15 protein-coding genes are annotated in these 19,841 nt (G+C 69.1%); 8 read left to right on the forward strand and 7 right to left on the reverse strand.

Annotated elements, in window-relative coordinates; all coding sequences use genetic code 11:
• The first annotated feature begins 17 nt into the window (after positions 1-17).
• The 5 genes from ihfB to trpB all read left to right on the forward strand — a co-directional run bounded on the left by ihfB (position 18) and on the right by trpB (position 3,655).
• Entirely contained in the window at positions 18-329 is a 312-nt protein-coding gene (gene ihfB / locus ACFOYU_RS26295) for an integration host factor subunit beta (protein ID WP_226738789.1), read from the forward strand.
• 19 nt (positions 330-348) lie between these two features.
• A complete protein-coding gene (locus ACFOYU_RS26300) occupies positions 349-699 on the forward strand; it encodes a lipopolysaccharide assembly protein LapA domain-containing protein (protein WP_226738791.1) in 351 nt (116 codons plus the stop codon).
• A gap of 103 nt (positions 700-802) precedes the next feature.
• Entirely contained in the window at positions 803-1,750 is a 948-nt protein-coding gene (locus ACFOYU_RS26305; protein WP_377035818.1) for an ornithine cyclodeaminase family protein, read from the forward strand.
• Between the two features lie 9 nt (positions 1,751-1,759).
• Positions 1,760-2,422: a phosphoribosylanthranilate isomerase gene (locus ACFOYU_RS26310; RefSeq protein WP_226738795.1), complete on the forward strand. Its 663-nt coding sequence runs from the start codon at positions 1,760-1,762 to the stop codon at positions 2,420-2,422.
• 12 nt (positions 2,423-2,434) lie between these two features.
• Positions 2,435-3,655 (forward strand): tryptophan synthase subunit beta, encoded by a 1,221-nt coding sequence (trpB, locus tag ACFOYU_RS26315; RefSeq protein ID WP_377035819.1) that lies wholly within the window; start codon positions 2,435-2,437, stop codon positions 3,653-3,655.
• Between the two features lie 26 nt (positions 3,656-3,681).
• Here the strand turns inward: trpB and ACFOYU_RS26320 are convergent, their stop codons facing one another.
• Positions 3,682-4,449: an AAA family ATPase gene (locus ACFOYU_RS26320; RefSeq protein WP_377035820.1), complete on the reverse strand. Its 768-nt coding sequence runs from the start codon at positions 4,447-4,449 to the stop codon at positions 3,682-3,684.
• Positions 4,450-4,576: 127 nt separating this feature from the next.
• On the opposite strand from ACFOYU_RS26320, the gene trpA reads away from it, so the two are divergent.
• From trpA to ACFOYU_RS26335, 3 genes are all read left to right on the forward strand, one after another.
• The gene (gene trpA / locus ACFOYU_RS26325) at positions 4,577-5,419 is read left to right on the forward strand and encodes a tryptophan synthase subunit alpha (RefSeq protein WP_377035821.1); all 843 of its coding nucleotides are present in this window, start codon (positions 4,577-4,579) and stop codon (positions 5,417-5,419) included.
• 163 nt (positions 5,420-5,582) lie between these two features.
• Positions 5,583-6,464 carry an acetyl-CoA carboxylase, carboxyltransferase subunit beta gene (gene accD / locus ACFOYU_RS26330; RefSeq protein ID WP_226738802.1) on the forward strand — a complete coding sequence of 294 codons (882 nt, stop codon included), beginning with the start codon at positions 5,583-5,585 and terminating at the stop codon, positions 6,462-6,464.
• Positions 6,465-6,485: 21 nt separating this feature from the next.
• Complete coding sequence (locus ACFOYU_RS26335; RefSeq protein WP_377035822.1) at positions 6,486-7,811, forward strand: bifunctional folylpolyglutamate synthase/dihydrofolate synthase; 1,326 nt, start codon at positions 6,486-6,488, stop codon at positions 7,809-7,811.
• Between the two features lie 57 nt (positions 7,812-7,868).
• On the opposite strand, the gene trxA is transcribed toward ACFOYU_RS26335, so the two are convergent.
• The 6 genes from trxA to ACFOYU_RS26365 all read right to left on the reverse strand — a co-directional run bounded on the left by trxA (position 7,869) and on the right by ACFOYU_RS26365 (position 19,809).
• Positions 7,869-8,189 carry a thioredoxin gene (gene trxA, locus ACFOYU_RS26340; RefSeq protein WP_226738806.1) on the reverse strand — a complete coding sequence of 107 codons (321 nt, stop codon included), beginning with the start codon at positions 8,187-8,189 and terminating at the stop codon, positions 7,869-7,871.
• Between the two features lie 103 nt (positions 8,190-8,292).
• A complete protein-coding gene (gene addA, locus ACFOYU_RS26345; protein ID WP_377035823.1) occupies positions 8,293-11,727 on the reverse strand; it encodes a double-strand break repair helicase AddA in 3,435 nt (1,144 codons plus the stop codon).
• On the reverse strand, positions 11,724-14,894 hold the full coding sequence (gene addB, locus ACFOYU_RS26350) for a double-strand break repair protein AddB (protein ID WP_377035824.1): 3,171 nt from the start codon (positions 14,892-14,894) through the stop codon (positions 11,724-11,726). The genes addA and addB overlap by 4 nt, the downstream gene beginning before the upstream one ends.
• A gap of 9 nt (positions 14,895-14,903) precedes the next feature.
• Positions 14,904-15,632 (reverse strand): nucleotidyltransferase family protein, encoded by a 729-nt coding sequence (locus tag ACFOYU_RS26355; protein WP_377035825.1) that lies wholly within the window; start codon positions 15,630-15,632, stop codon positions 14,904-14,906.
• 17 nt (positions 15,633-15,649) lie between these two features.
• A complete protein-coding gene (gene tsaE, locus ACFOYU_RS26360; RefSeq protein WP_377035826.1) occupies positions 15,650-17,206 on the reverse strand; it encodes a tRNA (adenosine(37)-N6)-threonylcarbamoyltransferase complex ATPase subunit type 1 TsaE in 1,557 nt (518 codons plus the stop codon).
• A gap of 29 nt (positions 17,207-17,235) precedes the next feature.
• On the reverse strand, positions 17,236-19,809 hold the full coding sequence (locus ACFOYU_RS26365; RefSeq protein ID WP_226738816.1) for a PAS domain-containing sensor histidine kinase: 2,574 nt from the start codon (positions 19,807-19,809) through the stop codon (positions 17,236-17,238).
• Positions 19,810-19,841 lie beyond the last annotated feature (32 nt).

Raw genomic sequence — 19,841 nt, forward strand, 5'->3', positions numbered from 1 at the left:
AAACATATAGCCGTTCCATGATCAAATCCGAACTGGTGCTCAAGCTCGCTGAGCAGAATCCGCATTTGTATCAGCGCGACGTCGAGAACATCGTGAACGCGATTCTCGATACCATCGCCGATGCTCTTGCCAGGGGTGACCGGGTTGAACTGCGCGGCTTCGGCGCGTTCTCCGTGAAGAAGCGGGATGCCCGCACCGGGCGCAACCCGCGCACGGGTGAATCCGTTTCCATCTCCGAAAAAGTCGTTCCCGTCTTCAAGACGGGGAAGGAAATGCGTCAGCGCCTCAATGCCTCCCCCAAGGTTCTGAAGGCTGCCGCAGCCCAATAACCCGAGGGATGGTCCGTACATGATTCGGTTTCTGAAGGCGTTGATTCTCCTGCCCGTCGCGATTCTCGTCGTGCTGCTCGCGGTCGCCAACCGCGCGCCGGTGACCCTGTCGTTCGATCCGTTCTCGGACGTGCCGGAATTCTCGGCCGAACTGCCCCTGTTCGCCGTGATCTTCGCCGCCGTCGCGCTGGGCGTGGTGATCGGCGGCACGGCCTCCTGGCTCGCTCAAGGACGCAACCGCAAGGAGCGCCGCCGCTTCCGCCGCGAGGCCCGCACCCTGCGCCACGAGACCGAGCGCCTGCGCACGCAGAACCAGACCACCACCACCGGCCCGGCAGCCCTGCCGCGTCCGCAGGCCTCCGCCTACTAGACCGGCCTTCCGGCCCCTCGGAAGACCCGCTTCACCCCTTGCGACGCATCGTGTCGCGCGAGAACGGCTCCCGCCTTCTTCGCGCGACGCCCTGGAAGAGACCATGCACGTCATCACAGCCGCCGAGATCGACCGGGTTCTCACCTTTCCCGCCCTGATCGATGCCCTGGCCGAGGCCTTTCGCGGCGACATCGTCACCCCGGTCCGCCACCACCACGAGGTCGAGCGCTCCGGCGCCCACGGCACGCTCCTGCTCATGCCGGCCTGGACCGGCCCCGCCACGCAGGACGGCTATGTGGGCGTGAAGATCGTCTCGGTGTTCCCGGAAAACGGGGCGAAGAACCTTCCCAGCGTGCTCGGCACCTACATGCTGATGGACGGTGCGACCGGCCAGCCGCGCGCCGCCCTCGACGGCACGCGCCTGACCGTGTGGCGCACGGCCGCCGCCTCGGCGCTCGCGGCGCGCTATCTTGCCCGCGAGGATGCGAGCCGCATGGTGATGGTCGGCGCCGGATCGCTCGCGCCCTTCCTCATCCGGGCCCATATGAGCCAGCGCCCGATCCGAGAGGTGGCGCTGTGGAACCACAGGCCCGAGAAGGCCGAGAGCCTCGCCGCCGAGCTCAAGGCGCAGGGCCTTCCGGTCACCGCCGTCGCCGACCTCGAAGGCGCGGTGCGCGAGGCCGACCTCGTCTCCTGCGCGACGCTCTCCAGCGCTCCCATCGTCGAGGGCGCGTGGCTGAAGCCGGGCGCCCATCTCGACCTGGTCGGCGCCTTCAATCTCAGGATGCGCGAGGCCGACGACGAGGCGATCCGCCGGGCGCAGGTCTATGTCGATACGCAGGCCGCCAAGCACGAGGGCGGCGACGTGGCGCTGGCGCTCAAGGGCGGCGCCATCGCCGAGAGCCACGTGCGCGGCGACCTGTTCGACCTGTGCCGGAACCCGATCCGGCGCGAGAACGAGGCGATCACCCTGTTCAAGTCGGTCGGAACCGCCCTGGAGGACCTGGCTGCGGCGATGCTGGTGTGGCGCTCCGTGGCGAAAGCGTCGTAACATCCGTCCATGGACAACCTGGTCAAGATCTGCGGGCTCTCCACGCCCGAAACCCTGGACGCTGCCCTCTCGGCCGGCGCGGACTGGGTCGGGTTCGTGCGCTTCGCCAGGAGCCCCCGCCATGTGGGCCTGGATCTCGGCCGCGATCTCTCGGGCCAGGCGAAGGGCCGCGCCCTGCGCGTGGTTCTCCTGGTCGATGCGGAGGATGCGGACATCGCCGACGCGGTCGAGGCGCTCGATCCCGATCTGCTCCAGCTTCACGGCCACGAGACGCCCGAGCGGGTCGCCGCGATCCGTGAGAGGTTCGGCCGTCCGGTCGTGAAGGCGCTGGGCATCGCGGACTCGTCCGATCTCGCGGCGCTCGCAGCCTACGGCGAGGCCGCGGATCATCTTCTCCTGGACGCCAAGCCGCCCCGGATCCCGGGCTCGCTGCCCGGCGGCAACGGGTTGTCCTTCGACTGGCGGCTTCTTGTCGGGCTTGACCCCGGCGTCTCCTTCATGCTGTCAGGAGGGCTCAACCCCGACAACGTGGCGGAGGCGATCCGGCTGACCGGCTCCAGGGCCGTCGACGTGTCGTCGGGGGTGGAGGCCGGGCCCGGCATCAAGGACCCCAGCAAGATCGAGGCCTTCGTCAAGGCAGCCCGGGCGGCATTCGCCGCCCAGAACCGTTAAGGCAGGACAGGCGTGTCAGCTCAGCCCCAACCGAACTCCTTCCGCACCGGACCCGACGAGCGCGGGCATTTCGGCATCTTCGGCGGCCGCTTCGTGGCCGAGACCCTGATGCCGCTGATCCTCGATCTGGAGAAGGCCTACGGCGAGGCCAAGGCGGATCCCGCCTTCAAGGCCGAGATGGACGGGTACATGACCCATTACATCGGCCGCCCGAGCCCGCTCTATTTCGCCGAGCGCATGACCGAGCATCTCGGCGGAGCAAAAATCTACTTCAAGCGCGAGGAGCTGAACCACACGGGCGCCCACAAGGTGAACAACGTGCTGGGTCAGATCCTTCTCGCCCGCCGCATGGGCAAGAAGCGCATCATCGCCGAGACCGGCGCGGGCCAGCACGGCGTCGCCACCGCGACGCTCTGCGCGCGCTTCGGCCTGGAATGCATCGTCTACATGGGCGCGGTGGACGTGGAGCGGCAGAAGCCCAACGTCTTCCGCATGAACATGCTGGGCGCCAAGGTGGTGCCCGTGCAGTCCGGCACGAAGACCCTCAAGGACGCCATGAACGAGGCGCTGCGCGACTGGGTCACCAACGTCGCCGACACGTTCTACTGCATCGGCACCGTGGCGGGCCCGCATCCCTATCCGGCCATGGTGCGCGATTTCCAGGCTGTGATCGGCCAGGAGACCCGCGAGCAGATGATGCAGGCCGAAGGCCGCCTGCCGGATTCCCTCGTCGCCTGCATCGGCGGCGGTTCCAACGCCATCGGCCTGTTCCATCCCTTCCTCGACGACCGGGGGGTGGAGATCTACGGGGTCGAGGCGGCGGGCCACGGCCTGACCCAGCTCCACGCGGCGTCCCTGTCGGGTGGCCGCCCCGGCGTGCTGCACGGCAATCGCACCTATCTGCTGATGGACCGCGACGGCCAGATCCAGGACGCTCACTCCATCTCCGCCGGCCTCGACTATCCGGGCATCGGCCCGGAACATGCCTGGCTGCACGATGTGAGACGGGTCAACTACATCTCGGCCACGGACGACGAGGCGCTGGAAGCCTTCCAGCTCTGCTCCAAGCTCGAGGGCATTCTGCCCGCACTGGAGCCCAGCCACGCGCTGGCCAAGGTGATGGAACTCGCGCCGCAGAAGCCCAAGGATCACCTGATGGTGGTCAATATCAGCGGTCGCGGCGACAAGGACCTCTTCACCATCGCCGAGCACCTGAAGCAGGACATCGTCTGACGAACAGGCTGGAGGAGGTCTCTCCTTCAGTCGTTCAGCATCGCTTCGAGGAAAAGCTCGGGATCCAGGCAGAACTCCCGCAGCAGGCGGAAATGCTGCGTATCCTCCAGCCTGACCGGCGCGAGGCCATGTTTCGTCAGCCCGAGAAGCCGCGCTCCCGGATAGGCCATCAGCATCGGCGAGTGGGTCGCCATGATGACCTGGCAGTACCCGGAACGGTCCATCCTCTGCAGCAGCTTGAGGAACTCGATCTGGCGCGACGGCGAGAGGGCCGATTCGGGCTCGTCGAAGATGTACAGGCCCTGCTTGGCGCAACGCTCCTCGAAGAAGCGCAGGAATCCTTCCCCATGGGAATGGGAGAGGAAGTCCGGAGGAGCCTCGTTGGCGTCGAGGGCTGCCGTATCCAGGTAGCGGGACACCGAGAAAAAGCTCTCCGCCCTGAAGAACCAGCCATTGGTGACCCGCGGCAGCCAGCTGGCCCGGAGAGCCTGCCCGAGAACCCCGCCCATCGCCTCCACGGCCCGGGAATGATCGACGGGCCGATAGCCCTTGCCGCCGCCCGCCTCGTCATAGCCGGCGAGGGCTGCGATCCCTTCCAGGATGGTTGATTTCCCGACCCCGTTCTCGCCGACGATGATCGTGACCGATCGGTCGAACTCCATCGCGAAGTCCGCATCCCGGAAGATCGGCAGGCAAAACGGATAGGTCGAGGGGTCCCCCAGGCGCTCCCCGTCGAGCCACAGGCGCCTCAGATAGGGCGCGCGCAATCGGGTCATCTGAGAGGTCTTCGCCATGGCAGCATCCTGACGGTCGGGCCGATGGGCCTGCGCCCGATTCGAGTTCGGACGACGTTACACGCGGCCATGGAGAGATGTGAGATCCCTGTCCACATCCCGTAAATCCCGTGCTAAAGACCCGCCCATGACACAGCGCATCGAAGCCCGTTTCGAAAAATGCCGCCAGGAGGGCCGCGCCGCCCTCGTGACCTACGTCATGGCGGGGGACCCGGATCCCGAGACCTCCCTCGAGATCCTGAGGAGCCTGCCCAAGGCCGGCGCCGACATCGTCGAGTTCGGCCTGCCCTTCACGGATCCCATGGCCGACGGCCCGGCGATCCAGGCGGCGGGGCTTCGCGCCCTCAAGGTCGGGCAGGACACGGTCAAGACCCTGGACCTCATCCGGCGCTTCCGGGCCGAGGATGCGGAGACGCCCGTGATCCTCATGGGCTATTTCAACCCGATCTACGTCTATGGCGTCGACCGCTTCCTGGCCGATGCCAAGGAGGCCGGCGTCGACGGCCTGATCGTGGTGGATCTTCCGCCGGAGGAGGACGACGAGCTCTGCCTGCCGGCGCTCGAGGCGGGCCTGGCCTTCATCCGCCTCGCCACGCCCACCACCGACGACCATCGCCTGCCGGCGGTGCTGAAGAACACGGCGGGCTTCGTCTATTACGTCTCGATCACCGGCATCACCGGCGCGGCGACCCCGGATTTCGGCAAGGTCGCCACGGCGGTGGAGCGCATCAAGCGTCATACCCCGCTGCCCGTGGTGGTCGGCTTCGGCGTGAAGAGCGGTGCCCATGCGGCGGCGGTGGCGCAAGGGGCCGACGGCGTCGTGGTGGGCTCGGCGCTCATCGACGCCATGAAGGGCACCCTCGACGGGGAAGACCGCGCCACCTCGCGCACGGTCGAGGCCGTCACCACATTGGTGAAGGAACTGAGCGAAGGCGTGCGGTCGGTCGCGAAGAAGGCGGCGGCCGCATAGAGCAACGGAAGGCCTCGTCCTGAGGAGCTGCGCCAGCAGCGTCTCGAAGGGTCGGAGGCCGGTTCCAGCAGGCTCCGGAGACGCCCTCGTGCTTCGAGACGGTCACCGAGTGACCTCCTCGGCATGAGGGCTGCGGAGTGCCTCTGAAAGAGAAGGTAGAAAGATGAACTGGATCTCCGAAGTCGTCCGTCCGAAGATCAAGACGCTCTTCAAGCGCGAGACCCCGGACAATCTCTGGATCAAGTGCCCGGAGACCGGACAGGTCGTGTTCCACAAGGATGTGGAGGCGAACCAGTGGGTCATCCCCGGTTCCAACCACCACATGCGCATTTCGGCCACCCAGCGCCTGCAGCTCATGTTCGACGGAGGCACCTGGCTCGACGTGGCGCTTCCCGAGGTGGCGGTGGATCCGCTCAAGTTCCGCGACGAGAAACGCTACGTGGACCGCCTGAAGGACGCCCGCGCCAAGACGGGCCAGCAGGACGCCTTCAAGGTCGGCTTCGGCCGGGTCGAAGAGACCCCGATGACCATCGCGGTGCAGGATTTCGGCTTCATGGGCGGATCGCTCGGCATGGCCGCGGGCGAGGCCTTCATCAAGGGCGCGGAAACGGCCCTCGAGAAGCAGACGCCCTACGTGCTCTTCGCCGGTTCCGGCGGCGCGCGCATGCAGGAGGGCATTCTCTCGCTCATGCAGATGCCGCGCACGACGGTGGCCATCCGCCGCCTGCGCGAGGCGAAGCTGCCCTATATCGTGGTGCTCACCAACCCGACCACCGGCGGCGTCACGGCGTCCTACGCCATGCTGGGCGACGTGCACCTGGCCGAGCCCGGCGCGCTCATCGGCTTCGCCGGTCCGCGCGTGATCGAGCAGACCATCCGCGAGAAGCTGCCCGACGGCTTCCAGCGCTCCGAGTACCTCAAGGACCACGGCATGGTGGACATGGTCGTGCACCGCCACGACCTGAAGCCCACCATAGCCCGCCTGTCGCGCCTCTTCACCAAGACGCCAGTCGCCGGTGCGCCGGTGGCCGAGGCCGCCGAGTAAGACGTTTTCGGAGACAGGGCGATGGATTCGTCGGATGCGCTGATCGCGCGCTTTCTCGCCCTGCACCCGAAGACCATCGATCTGTCCCTCGGGCGGATCCAGCGTCTCCTCGGGGAGCTCGGCCATCCCGAGCGCCGCCTGCCGCCCACGATCCATGTGGCCGGCACCAACGGCAAGGGCTCGACCATCGCGTTCATGCGGGCGATCCTGGAAAGCGCGGGCCTCGCCGTCCACGTCTATACCTCGCCCCATCTGGTCCGCTTCCACGAGCGCATCCGCCTCGGGCGCATCGGCGGCGGGCAGTATGTGGGCGAGGATCGCCTCGTCGAGGCCCTGCGCCGCTGCGAGAAGGTCAATGCGGGCCAGCCCATCACCGTGTTCGAGATCACGACCGCCGCCGCCATCCTGCTGTTCTCGGAGGAGCCCGCCGACGTGCTCCTGCTGGAGGTGGGTCTCGGGGGACGCTTCGACGCCACCAACGTGATCGACCATCCGGCCGCCGCCGTCGTCACCTCCATCGGGCACGACCACGCGGAGTATCTCGGCACCACCCTGAAGGCCATCGCCAAGGAGAAGGCCGGCATCTTCAAGCGCGGCTGCCCGGCGGTGATCGCGCCGCAGGATTACACGGAGGCCGACGAGACCCTGCGCGACGAGGCGGAGCGGATCGGCGCCTCGCCGCTCCTGGTGGGCCAGCAGGATTTCTCCGTTCACGAGGAAGGAGGGCGCCTCGTCTATCAGGACGAGAAGGGCCTCCTCGACCTGCCGCGGCCCAGGCTCGTCGGGCGCCACCAATACATCAATGCGGGCACCGCCATCGCGGCCCTGCGGGCGGCCGGCTTCGAGCAATTCGAGACCTCGGCCTTCGAGGCCGGGATCACCCGCGCCGAATGGCCGGGCCGATTGCAGCGCCTGTCCAAGGGTCGCCTGCCCGAGATCGCGCCCCGGGGCTGCGAACTCTGGCTCGACGGCGGCCACAACGCCGATGGCGGGCGCGTTCTCGCCGCCGCCATGGCCGACCGGAGCGAGCGCAGCGATGCGCCCCTGGTGCTGATCGCCGGCATGCTCGGCACCAAGGATTCGGAAGCCTTCTTCAAGAATTTCCTGGGACTGGCCCGGGAGGTGATCGCGGTTCCCATTCCGGGCCAGATCGCCGCGCGCCCGGCTGACGAGGTCGCGGCCATCGCGGCGAGCGTGGGCCTGACCACCTCGACCAAGGCCAGCGTCGAATCGGCCCTCGCCTCGCTCCACGACTACGTCTGGGAGCACCCGCCCCGCATCCTCATCTGCGGCTCGCTCTACCTCGCGGGCGAGGTGCTGGCCGCGAACGGAACGCTGCCGCAATAGGCGACGACACGAAAAAGGGGCCTTTCGGCCCCTTTCCAAATTCCGTTATGGCAGAGCTCAGGCCGAGGCCTGGATCCACTTGGCGAGGTCGCCCTTGGGGGCGGCGCCGATCTTCTGGGCCACCACCTGGCCGCCCTTGAACATCATCAGGGCCGGGATCGAGCGGATGCCGAACTGCGACGCGACCTGCGGGTTCTCGTCCACGTTGATCTTCGCGATCTTCACCTTGCCGGCCATCTCGTTGGAGATCTCTTCCAGGGCCGGGCCGATCATGCGGCAGGGACCGCACCACTCGGCCCAGAAATCGACCACGACGGGCTCGGAGGAGTTCAGGACGTCCTGCGAGAAGCTCGCATCGGTCACCTTAACGGTCGCCATTGCATCACCTTTGTTCTGTTACCGCGACTCATGTCCCGAGTCGCTCAACGATAAGGCCTAGTTAAGAACGGCCTTTTCGGGAATCAAGCAAGGGGCCTTTCCCTCACGCCGCTTTGATGAGGGTAAGAGCCGATTCCAGATCCGGTTCCCGCAATTCGTGGATCACCGGCCCCGAGGTCCAGACCAGGAAAGCCCGCACCCGTCTGCCCGGATAGATCTCCTGGAGAAGCGTCCGGTAGAGGGCAAGCTGGGCCACGTAGGAGCGTGGCGGCGGCTGGCCCGGCCGGGGCGGGCGGGCCGTGGTCTTGAAATCCGCCACCAGAACCTCGTCGTCGAGCACCGCCAGCCGGTCGATCTGGCCCGAGACCATGAGGTCGCCCGCCGCCGTCCCGACCCGGCCCGCGATGGGCGCCTCGGCCCGTGAGGCCGGGCCGAAAAGCGGCTTCAGGTCGGGATGGTCCAGGACGCCGAGGGCGCTGGCGACCACGGCCGCGCGCACATCCTCGCGCAGGCGCGGCGCGCGGGCCTTCACATAGGCCCCCGCCATGGCCTCCCGGCGCTCCAGAGGCAGGCTCGGGAGACGTTCCAGCAGGGCATGGACCAGGGTGCCGCGCAGGCGCGCGTCCGGGGCGTAGGGTCCGTCGCCGGGGCGGGCCAGACGCTCGGCCGCGCCCAAGGCGCTGGAAGGCCTGATCGGCGGCAGGGGCTCGGGCTCGGGATGGGCCGGCAGGCTCAGCCAATCCGGCACCTCGACGGGTTCGAGGGGCACGATTTCCGCGCTGGCCGCGGGTCGGGCCAGGGGCGCGCCGTCGCGCCAGACCTCGATGGGGCCGTAAGGTGCCTCGCTCAGCTCCAGGCCCCCGGCCTTCTCGATGAGCCCGTGCCGGATCATCTCGCACCAGGCTTCCTGCGGCGAATCCTTGCGGCCCGTCAGGTAGGGGGCGATGACCAGCCGGTCCTTGGCCCGGGTCATGGCCACGTAGAGGAGGCGGTTGTGCTCCTCGTGGCCCTTGGCGTGCAGGGTCTCGCGCGCCTGGGCCATCACGTCCGAATCGTAGGACTTGCCCGGCGACCAGACCGGAACCGTCTCGCCGAACCGGGTCGGCAGCTGCAGGAGCGGCGGGTCGCGGCCCAGAACCTCGCAGCCGTCGATGAGGATGACGATCGGCGCCTCCAGGCCCTTGGCGCCGTGCACGGTCATCACCCGCACCTCGTTGTTCACCGCGTCGAGGTCGCGCTTGATGGTGTGGGAGGCGGATTCGAACCGGTTGAGGAACACGGTGAGCGAGGGCGTCTCCGTCGTCTCGGATTGGTGGGCGAAGCACAGGAAGGCGTCGATGGCGTCGCCCGCCTCGCTGCCCAGCCGCGCCACCAGCTTCGAGCGCCCGCCCCGGGGCCCGAGCAGGGTGGCGAAGAAGCCGAAGGGCCCGTGCGTGCGGGCAAGCTCCTGCCAGGCGTGCAGGGCTTCGAGACCGGCCCCGGCGGCCTTGTCGCCCGCCTCCGCGTGCCGCTCCAGGGCGGCCAGCAGGGATTCCTCGTCCGCCCGGTAGGCCGCGATGCGGATCAGGTCGTCGTCGGTCAGGCCCACGAGGGGCGACTTGAGGGCGGTCGCCAGCGTCAGGTCGTCCTCCGGCAGCAGCGCCGCGCGGCCTGCCGCGACGAGGTCGAGCACCGCGATGTGCTCGCCGATATTGAGCCGGTCCGCGCCCGCCACCGGCACGCCCGCTTCCTTCAGCGCCCGGATCACCGCCTCGAAGGCGGCGCCGCGTTTTCTCACCAGCACGAGCACGTCGCCCGCGCTCCAGACGCGGCCCATCTCGTCGCCCTTGGTGGTCCAGCATTTCACGGCCTGCGCGACCCGCCGGGCCACGACCACGGGCGGGGATTGCTGCTCGGGCTGGTCGACCGGCAGCACCCAGGCCTCCGGCTCCTCCTCCTCGGCGGGGGTCTCGGTCGGCCACAATTCCACGAGGCCCGGCGCATGGGGACGCGCGCTCTCGTGCACCGTGCCGACCGCCTTGTCCTCGAAGGACAGGCCCTTGAAGTGCCGGTCCACCGCGAAGGTGGCGTCCACGGCGGACAGCACCGCCTTGGCGGAGCGGAAGGAGACCGTGAGGCGCACATCCTCGAAGGGCAGCTCCGCCGCGCTCACCTTGCGCGACCAGGTCTGGCGGCTCGATTCGAATTCCTGCGGGGCGGCGCCCTGGAAGCCGTAGATCGACTGCTTGGGGTCGCCGACCGCGAACAGCGTGCGCACGCGCTTCCCTTGGGCGCCGAAGCCTGCGGTGAAATCCTCGGTGATGCGGCGCAGGATTTCCCATTGCTCCGGGTTCGTGTCCTGCGCCTCGTCGACGAGCACGTGGTCGATGCCGCGGTCGAGCTTGTAGAGCACCCAGGCCGCGTCGCCCCGGTTCAGGAGCTGCAGGGTCTTGTCGATGAGGTCCTGGAAATCGAGGGCGCCGAGGCGCGCCTTCGCCTGATCGACCCGCAGGCTGATCTCGGCCGCGAGGGTGAACAGGGCCGTGGTGCGCGCGAAGGCGCGCGCGGCCTTGCGCTTCTCGATGAGGCGCCAGATGCGCTGCTGCTCCGCGAGCAGCTTCTCCTTCAGCGCCGGATCGACGGATTTCGTGACGAGACGGGACTCCGCGCGGGGTGTCCAATCCGATTCCTTGAGGAAGATCGTCAGGTAGTGAGTGAGCTTCTCGTCCGGATTGCTCGCCTCGGACGCGGCGATGAAGGCGGCGGCGCGTTCCTGGTCGGTCGTCTTGCCGGCCAGAAGCTCCCGGGCGATGGAAGGCCAGCTGTCGGGGCCGATCCCGCCGTCGAGCATCGCCTGCTCGACGCTCTCGATCGTCTCGTCGGGGGCCAGCCCCAGCTCTTTTCGCAGAAGCGCCGGACCGTCGACGCGATGGAGAAACGTCTTGCAGCGCATGGCGGCGTTCAGCGCCGATGTCAGCGCATCGCCCGCCGCCTCCACGCTCACGATGTCGAGCGCCTCGGCGAGCTCCGGATAGTTGCCGCTCGACGCGTCCGCCAGCACGTTCGCCATGGCGGCTGCCAGCATCTCGTCGGTCTGGCTCTCGTCGAGCACCGCGAAGCGGGCGGGCACGTTGGCCTCGAAGGGCACGAGATGCAGAAGCCGCTCGCAGAAGGCGTGGATGGTGTCGATCTTCAGGCCGCCCGGCGTTTCCACCGCGCGGGCGAAGAGGGTGCGGGCGAGCCTGACCTGCTGGCGGGTCGGGCGCTCGCCTTCGAGCTCCGTCAGCTCCTTGACGAGGCTCTCCTCGTCCAGCGTCACCCATTTGCCCAGGCGCTCGAAGACGCGGATCGCCATGTTGGCGGCGGCGGCCTTGGTGAAGGTGAGGCACAGGATCCGGCCGGGCGGGGAGCCTGCGAGCAGCAGGCGCACGACCCGGTCCGTGAGCACCTTCGTCTTGCCCGCGCCCGCATTGGCCGACACCCAGGCCGAGGCGCGTGGATTGGCGGCGCGGCGCTGCGCTTCGCGCGTGTAGTCCGGAATGACGAGATCGTCGCTCATTCGAAGCCCTCGCCGCCGCCCGCGCTCGCGAGCGACCATTCCTTCACCCGCGCCAGGTGGTCGTATTCGGAGAAGCGGCGCGCATATTTCGGGAAGGGCCGCGACACGTAAGCCGCCTCGCCCTTGGCATAGCGGGCGATCATGCCCTCGAAGCGACGGCGATGTTCTTCCACGATCTCCGGCACCGAGCGCTCCTCGTCGCGTCCCGGCTTGATCTCCCGCGGCCTGATCGGCTCGCGCCCGCCCGTGGTGTGGATGTAGACGAGGTCCGGCGTCTCCTTCGCGGCAGGCATGCCCTTGAAGGCGCCCTTCATCAGCATCACGGCCTCCAGGGTGAGCTGCGGCGAGAAGCCGGCATAGACCTCGCGCAGGCCCGGCGGCTGCCCGGTCTTGAAGTCGATGATGGTGAAGCCCCCGTCGCGCCTCTGTTCGATCCGGTCCGCGCGGGCGCGAAGGGTGAACACGCTGCCGTCGCCGAGCGGGATCGGCAGCTTGCCGGAACGCTCGGCATGGACCTCCACGAGATCCGGCCGCCGACCCTGCTCCCAGACCACGAATGCGGTGGCGAGCCGCGTGAAGCGCGGCCACCATTCCGCGTAGAGCTCGGGATAGGCGTCGGCGATGTCCGCGAAGGCTTCCGTGCCGCGCGACAGCAGGTCCTCCAGCGCGTGGGCGGGCAGGGCCTTCGGATAGGCCTCCGCGAAGCCGCCGAGAACGTCGTGGATGATCGTGCCGCGATCGGCGGCGCTGGGGGCCACGGCGATGGCGTCGAGGGCGTCGAGCTTGAGGATGTGGCGCGCGAAGATCGAATAGGGGTCGCGCACCAGCGTCTCGATTTCCGTGACGCTCAGGCTGCGCGGGAACAGGGCAGGGTCGGGCTTCGGCCGCGGCCGGGCCAGGGGCGGCGCGGGCTGCGGCGTGTCGAGATGGCGGGCGAGGCGGCGGTAGCGCTCGCCCGCCTTCGTCATCTCCGCCCATACGTCCTTGCCGGTGAAGGCCTTCAGGCGCTGCAGGAAGCGCGAGGGCACCATGGGCGAGCCGTCGCGCTTCTGCGCGCGGGTGATCACCACGTCGTGGGTGCCGAGCGCCTGCACGAAATCGTGCGCGGTCTGGCCGATGCGGCGCTCGGGCGGCGCCAGCCCCACGCGGGCGCGCATGGGCCGGTTGAGGAAGGCGTCCGTCACCGTGCGCGGGGGCCAGGTGCCCTCGTCGAGGCCCCCCAGCACCACCCGGTCCACCGACAGAAGGCGGGCCTCCAGCAGGCCCAGGATCTTCAGGCGGCGATGGGTCGAGCGCGGGGAGGGACTGATGGTCCGCTGCTTGGCGAGCGCGGCGAAGAAGGTCGGGTAGTCGACGAAGCGGCCTTCGAGCGGGTGCCCTTCCTCCTGGCGGATGTCGGAATGGGCCAGATCGTCGAACAGGGCCGCCACCGCCTCCAGGGAGGAATCCGGATCGACGATCTCGCCTTCCCCGTCCGGGAGCGCGATCAGCAGATCGAAGGTGCGGCGGTGCTCTTCGGTCAGCGCCATCAGGTCGAGCCTTCCCTCGCCATGGGTGGCGGGCGTGAAGCCGTCGAAGGCGAGCCCGAGGCGCTGCAGCAGCTCGTCGGCGAGGTCCCAGTCGGCCTCGGCCAGGCGTGCTTCGGGACGGGGCGTGCGGTGGTCCTTCCCCGAGCGGCGGGAGGCCAGCGCGGTGCGGATGCCCTCGATGCCCTGCGCGGGCGCCGGGCCGCGCAGCACGCCGATTTCGAGCACGCTTGCCCCCCGCTCCACGCTTGCGCGCGGCATTCCGAGCCGCACCAGGGGATGGGCGAGGAGGGCGAGCAGCCGGATCGGGCGCAGGTCGTCGGCCGCCGCCTCCGCGGCCAGGCGCGCGAGGCGGCCGGCGGGCGTGTCGGGAAGCGGGATGCCGGCGGAATCCTCCACCGCCAGTCCCCAGCGGGCGAGTTCCGCCGTCACGCGGGCGGCCAGGGCCCGGTCCGGCGTGACGAGGGCGGCCGTGCGGCCGGGATGGGCAATGGTCTCGCGCAGGGCCACTGCGATGGACAGGGCCTCCTCGCGCTCGTCCATGGCCTCCACGATGGCGAGGCCCGCGCAGCCGGCCTCGCTCAGGGCCACCCGGTCCTCGGGAGCGATCAGGGACCAGCGGTCCGTCGTGTCCGCGGGCCGCAGGGCCTCCGACAGCAGGTGGTTGCGGGCCCTGGCGAGATCCGGCACCTCGCCGATGACCGTCACCTCGGAGCGTTTCACGCGCAGATGCCGGTCCACGAGACGGCGCAGGCTCGCCTGCGGATGGCCGTGCACCGGATCGGTTTCGTCGTCGCCGGTGCCCCCGATGGTGGCCCAGCTCTCCTCGTCGAGATCGGTGTCGAGCCCCGGCAGCACCACGGCGCCTCTGGGAAGGCGCGCGATGGCCGCCATGAGATTGGCGGTGGCCGGCACAGAGCCGGTGGATCCCGCGACGATGATCGGGTTCGCCGGACGCTCGCGCGTCAGCCGCCGCGCCTCGGCTTCGATCAAGGCCCCGCGCCTTTGCGCCGGGTCGCTGGCCTGGCGTTCGGCCAGGATCCTGGGCCAGTTCTCGCTGGCGATCTGCACGAAATGCCGGGTGATCCGGAAATATTCGGAATAATCCGCGTCGACCGCGAGCTCCAGGGCGTGCCAGTCGATGCCTTCGGTGGTGAAGGCATCCATCAGGGTCTCCAAATCCCCCGCGAGACCCACCGCATCGGCCGGCGAGGCGGGCACCATGAAGGGCACGCCGGGGCCGAGCTGCAGCAGGCTCCGGTCCACCTCCGCCGACCAGCGCTGCACGAGCCGGGTGAGGATGAGGCGGCGCTCCAGGGGCGGGATCGGAGGCTTGAGGGAGGCGGCCTCTTCGAGGGGCGTGCCCTCGAGCCCCGTCATCTCGAACTCGGCCTCGTCGGTCTCGCCCAGCGGCACGATGCGCGGCAGGAGCTGCGCCTTGCCCCCGCCGCGTTCGGCGAGGAGCGCGATCAGGGCGCGGGCGGCGCGGCGGGTCGGAACATAGATCGTGACGTCGGCCAGCGCCGCGGGGTCGTCGGGAAGGGAGCCGACGAGGCGGCCGTCGATCAGCGCATCCGCCAGGGTCGGCAGGAAGGCGCAACCCGGAGGAATGGAGAAGACGTTGGCCGTGTGACGCGACACCGAAAAACCTCACCGCAGGCTGGCGGCAAGGCACTCTTCCGCCACAGGGATCGCCTGCGGTTCACCAACATGCAGCCACTGACCGTCAAGCTGCAAGCCGTAGAGTCGGTCCTTCGCGATGGCCCGGTCGTAGAACAGGTTGGCCGAGAACGGTCCTTCCGGCGTGTCGGCGACGAGTTCCGGCTTCACGATCGCGACGCCCGCATAGACGAAAGGCACCCTTTCCTCGTCGCCTCTGCGGCGGCGCAGGCGCCCGTCCGGGTCCATGCTGAAATCGCCCCGCCCCTCGTAGCCGACGCTTGTGGACAAAGGCGCCACGAGCATCAGGATGTCCATGCGGTCGGGATCCCAGGCCGACACGAGGCGTCTCAGATTCGGCTCGCGGCCCTCGATCCACATGGAATCGGAGTTGAAGGTGATGAACGGGCCATCGCCCAGGAGCGGCAGCGCCTTCCGCACGCCGCCGCCCGTTTCGAGCACTTCCGCGCGCTCGTCGGAGACCACGATGTGCGGCATTTTGCGTGTGCGTAAGTGGTCCTCGAGCATGTCCGCGAAGTGATGGACGTTCACCACGACCGTCTCGATGCCCGCTTCGGCGAGCCGGTCGAGGGCGAAATCGATCAGGCTGCGGCCGCCGACCTTGACCAGGGGCTTGGGCATGGTCGCGGTGATCGGCAGCATGCGCTTGCCCAGCCCGGCGGCGAGGACGATGGCGGTTTTGGGCGAACGCGAGGGCAAGGGCTGGCGCTTTCGGCTCAAGGGGAGGGTGGCGTGTCGTCCACGGGCGGAATGAGCCGCGGCAGGTAGTTCTCGTACCAGACCTTCAGCCTGCTCAAGGAGGGATGGGCGAGGTTGCGCATGAGATAGGTCTCGATCCGCGGCAGGTGCCGCAGGTAGTGCGGCTTGCCATCGCGACGGTCGAGCCGGGCGAAGATGCCGAGGATCTTCGTGGCGCGCTGCGCGCCCATGATGGCGTAGGCCCGCGCGAAGGAGGCGACGTCGAAGGTCGGATCGGCGGCCTTGCGCTCGCGGGCGTAGAGGCCGATCAGCCGCAGTTCCATGTCGGGCGACACGGTCACGCGCGCATCCTGCAGCAGGGAGGCGACGTCGTAGGCGGGAGAGCCCAGGACCGCGTCCTGGAAGTCGATGATTCCGACGCGGGCGAGGCCCTCGCGCTCCGGCAGCCAGATCAGGTTCGGCGAATGGTAGTCGCGCAGAACCCAGGTGGTGGGCCCCGACAGCACCTCGGACAGGGTCTCGGTCCACAGATTGACGAATTCCGCCCTCGCCGAGCCGGACAGCAGGTTGCCGATGATGTGCGGCACGTACCAGTCGGCCAGAAGCTCCAGCTCGATCAGCAGCGCCTCGAGATCGTAGGGCGGGATGGCGTGCTCCTGCCCCTCGGTGACCGGCAGGACCTGCGGCAGTGTCATGCCGTGCAGCTTCACGAGAAGCCGCGTCGCCTCCGCATAGCGCTCGGGAATCGGTCCGTTGACGTCGACGAAGGGTTCGGAGCCGAGATCCTCGATGAGGAGCAGGCCGGCATCGAGGGCCTCGCCGTAGATGCGCGGCGCGCTGAAGCCCAAGGAGCGCAGGCCCTTGTCCATGGCCACGAAGGCGTGGATGGTCTCGGCCAGCTTCGCGATGGTGGTGTAGGGCTTGCCGCGGCGAACCGGCGGGCCTGGCGGGCGCGGCGGCGAGATCATGAGGAGCGCGGTTTCGCCGGAGGGCTTCATCAGGCGCTCGTAGGAGCGGATCACCGATGCGTCGCTCGGCATCGGCATGCGCAGGGCGTCCGTCCAGCCGCAGCGCTCCACGAGCTCGCGGAAGGCCCTGAGCCGCATGAGCCGGGATTCGAAAAGGCCGAAGCCCGACAGGGTGGCGATGCGCCCGCCGTCCGGGGCGAGATCGAGGCGGATGTCGAGCCGCTCCGACTTGAGGGCGTCGTCCGCCCGCTCCGGCCACTCGACCAGGGTGACGGCATTCTCCGTCATCTCGTCCCAGCCGAGCTCCACGAGTTCGTCTCCGCCGGAAAGCCGGTAGAAATCCGCATGGACGATGGGATGTTTCGGACCCTCGTAGACCTGCATGAGGGTGAAGGTGGGACTCGGAACCTCCAGATCCGGCTCGCCCGCCACGGCGCGGATGAGGGCGCGCGCGAAGGTCGTCTTGCCGGCGCCGAGGCCGCCCGAGAGCGTGACGAGGTCTCCGGGACGCAGTTCGTCGGCAAGGCTGCGGGCCAGCTGCTCCGTCGCTTCGTGATCGGGCAGGGCCACGATCCAGAGAGGTTGCGAGACGTCGTCCTCGGTCATGCGGGAGAATCCATTCACCATCGCCGCACCTACTCGGCAGCGATCTTGGGCACCGCATTATGCCCCGAACGGCCGTCCGATGGCGATTCCTGCCGCTCGTTGGGGAAGATGCACGTGACGGTGGTTCCGACGCCGGGGGCGGACGACACGTCGATGCGCCCGCCATGCAGCTCGACGAAGGAGCGCACGATCGAGAGGCCGAGGCCCACGCCGCGATGGCGTGTTCCGAGCGTGTGGCTCTCGAAGCGCTCGAAGATGCGGGCCTTGACCTCGGGCGGCATGCCGCGGCCCTGGTCCCTCACCTCGAAGATCACCTCGCCGCCGGACTTGCGGGCCCGCACCGTGATCGTCTGCCCCGGCGGCGAGAATCCGACCGCGTTGGAGAGCAGGTTGAACAGGATCTGCCGGATGCGTTTGCCGTCGGCCACGAAGGAGCCGATGTCGTCCGGCGCGTCGATCACCACGTTGAGCGAGGATTCGCTGAGCCGGTCCTCGAGGCCGCGCATGGCGGCCTCGATGGTCGAGCGGATGTCGACGATCTCGGGCACCAGTTCGAGGGAGCCCGTATCGATGGAGGCGAGATCGAGAATGTCGTTCAGGATCGCCAGCAGGGACTTGGACGACCGCTCGATGTGGTCGGCGTAGTCGCGCTGGCGCGGGTTGAGCGAGCCCGCCGTCTCGTCGCTGAGGAGATGCGTGAACCCGATGATGGTGGTGAGCGGCGAGCGCAGCTCGTAGGACACGTGGTGCACGAACTCGTCGCGCAGGCGCGAGGCGCGCTCCAGCGCATCGTTGCGCTCGGTGAGCGCCCGCTCCACGCTCACGCTCGCGGTGACGTCGATGAAGGTCAGAAGCGTCGCGCCGTCCGGCAGGGGCTGCGCCGTGCAGTCCAGCGCCGAGCCGTCGCGCCGCTCCATGCGGCAGGTCAGGCCCATGCGCATGTCGGCCAGCCCCGCGACCGCGCCGCGGATCTCGATCCACGGCTCCTCCTGAGGCGCCAGCAGGCGGCAGGTCTTGATGACGGTGTCGATATGCGGGTGCTCGGCCGGCATGTCCGGCGACAGGTTCCACATGTCGGCGAAGGCGCGGTTGTGCAGCTTGAGGCGCCCGTCCGAGCCGAACACGGCGACGCCTTCCTTGAGGGTGTCGAGGGTCTCGCTCTGCACGCGGGTGAGGGCGGTGACCTGGCTCTCCAGCTGGAAGCGCTCGCTCACGTCGTCGAAGAGATAGGTCACGCCCCCTTGCGGGTTCGGATTGATGACGACGCGCAGGGTCCGGCGGTCGGGCAGGTGCCACCAGATCTCCTGCGGCTCCACGGAGCGGTAGCCGGAGAGGAAGTCCGCCTTCCAGGCGCGGAAATCCGCCTGCTCGGGCAGCTTGCGGGCGGCGCGGAGGCGGTCGAGCACCTCGCTGTCCTGCGGCCGCGAGGCCAGGAAGGCCTGGTCGAGGCCCCAGAGCTGCTGATAGGCGGCGTTGCTGAAGATGAGATGCTGCGACCCGTCGAAGATCGCCACCGCGGTGGGGAGCTGGTCGAGGGTGCGCACATGGGCGGCCATCTGGCGCTGCAGGTCCGTCCGGACCGCTTCCAGCTCCGACACGTCCACGGCGATGCCGGCGCTGCCGCCGGCGGTCGGGCGCTCGATCACGTCGAGCACGGAACGCTGGCCGGCCATGACCGCCGTGACGCGGGCCGCGAAGGTCGCGCCGGACTTGCGCTGACGGCTCGCCTCCTCCCGGGTCTGCCGGTCGAGCAGTTCGAGGGAGCGCGCCGCCGCGTCGTCGATGTCGGTCGCCTCGACGGCCTTCAGATAGGCCTGGTTGGCCCAGATGAGCCCGTCCTCCGCGTCGCGGATCCAGAGCGGATAGGCGACCGCGTCGAGAAGGGTCGTCATGGAGCGCAGGTCGCTGCGGGCCGCCAGCAGGTCGGACCGCGCCATCAGGAGCTCGGCCCGGTCGCCGGTGATGTCGCGCAGGCGCAGAATGGCGCGCCCGCCGATGGTGCGGCCTTCCGCGTCGATGAAGCGGCCGGTGAGCGTGCGCACGGTCAGGCGGAAGCTTTCGCCCCGCTGCCGCAGCTGCTCCAGGGAGGTCTCCACGGCGGCGGCGTCGCTGGGCGCGAGCCAGGCGCCGAAGGCGAGAGCCCGTTTGGCGTTGGCTCCGTCGGAGACGATGGACGGGTCGCCCTCGAACCGGGGCTCGCCGTCGCGCCCCTGCCAGCTCACGAGGAGCTGGCGCTCCGATCCCATGAGCAGGGTCACGAGGTCGTCGGCGCCGCGCAGGCTCGCCAGCTCCGTGCGCATGGCCTCCTCCCGCTGCGCGAAGCGCCGCCGCTCGCGCAGCAGCATCACCGAGGTGGTGGTGGAAAACGCCACGAGGCCCATGAAGAGGCCGAGATAGCCGGCATTGTGGAGGTCGAAGCTGTTCAGGACGCCGATGAGGTCGGTGGCCTCGTCCGAGAGGGACAAGGTCAGGTCGGAGGCCAGGGCGGGCCAGGAGATCCCGGCGAGGAACGCGAAGGCCAAGGGTCCGCGAGCGGCGGCGACGGGTTTCCCCGTCAGTTCCTCCTCGCGCTCATGACGCTCCCATCCCCACTGCGCGGCCATGCCGTGCGGTCCTTCCCAATCGGTTGCGGCTC

It is taken from the genome of Microvirga sp. GCM10011540 (genome assembly GCF_042650665.1).
Classification (GTDB): domain Bacteria; phylum Pseudomonadota; class Alphaproteobacteria; order Rhizobiales; family Beijerinckiaceae; genus Microvirga; species Microvirga lenta.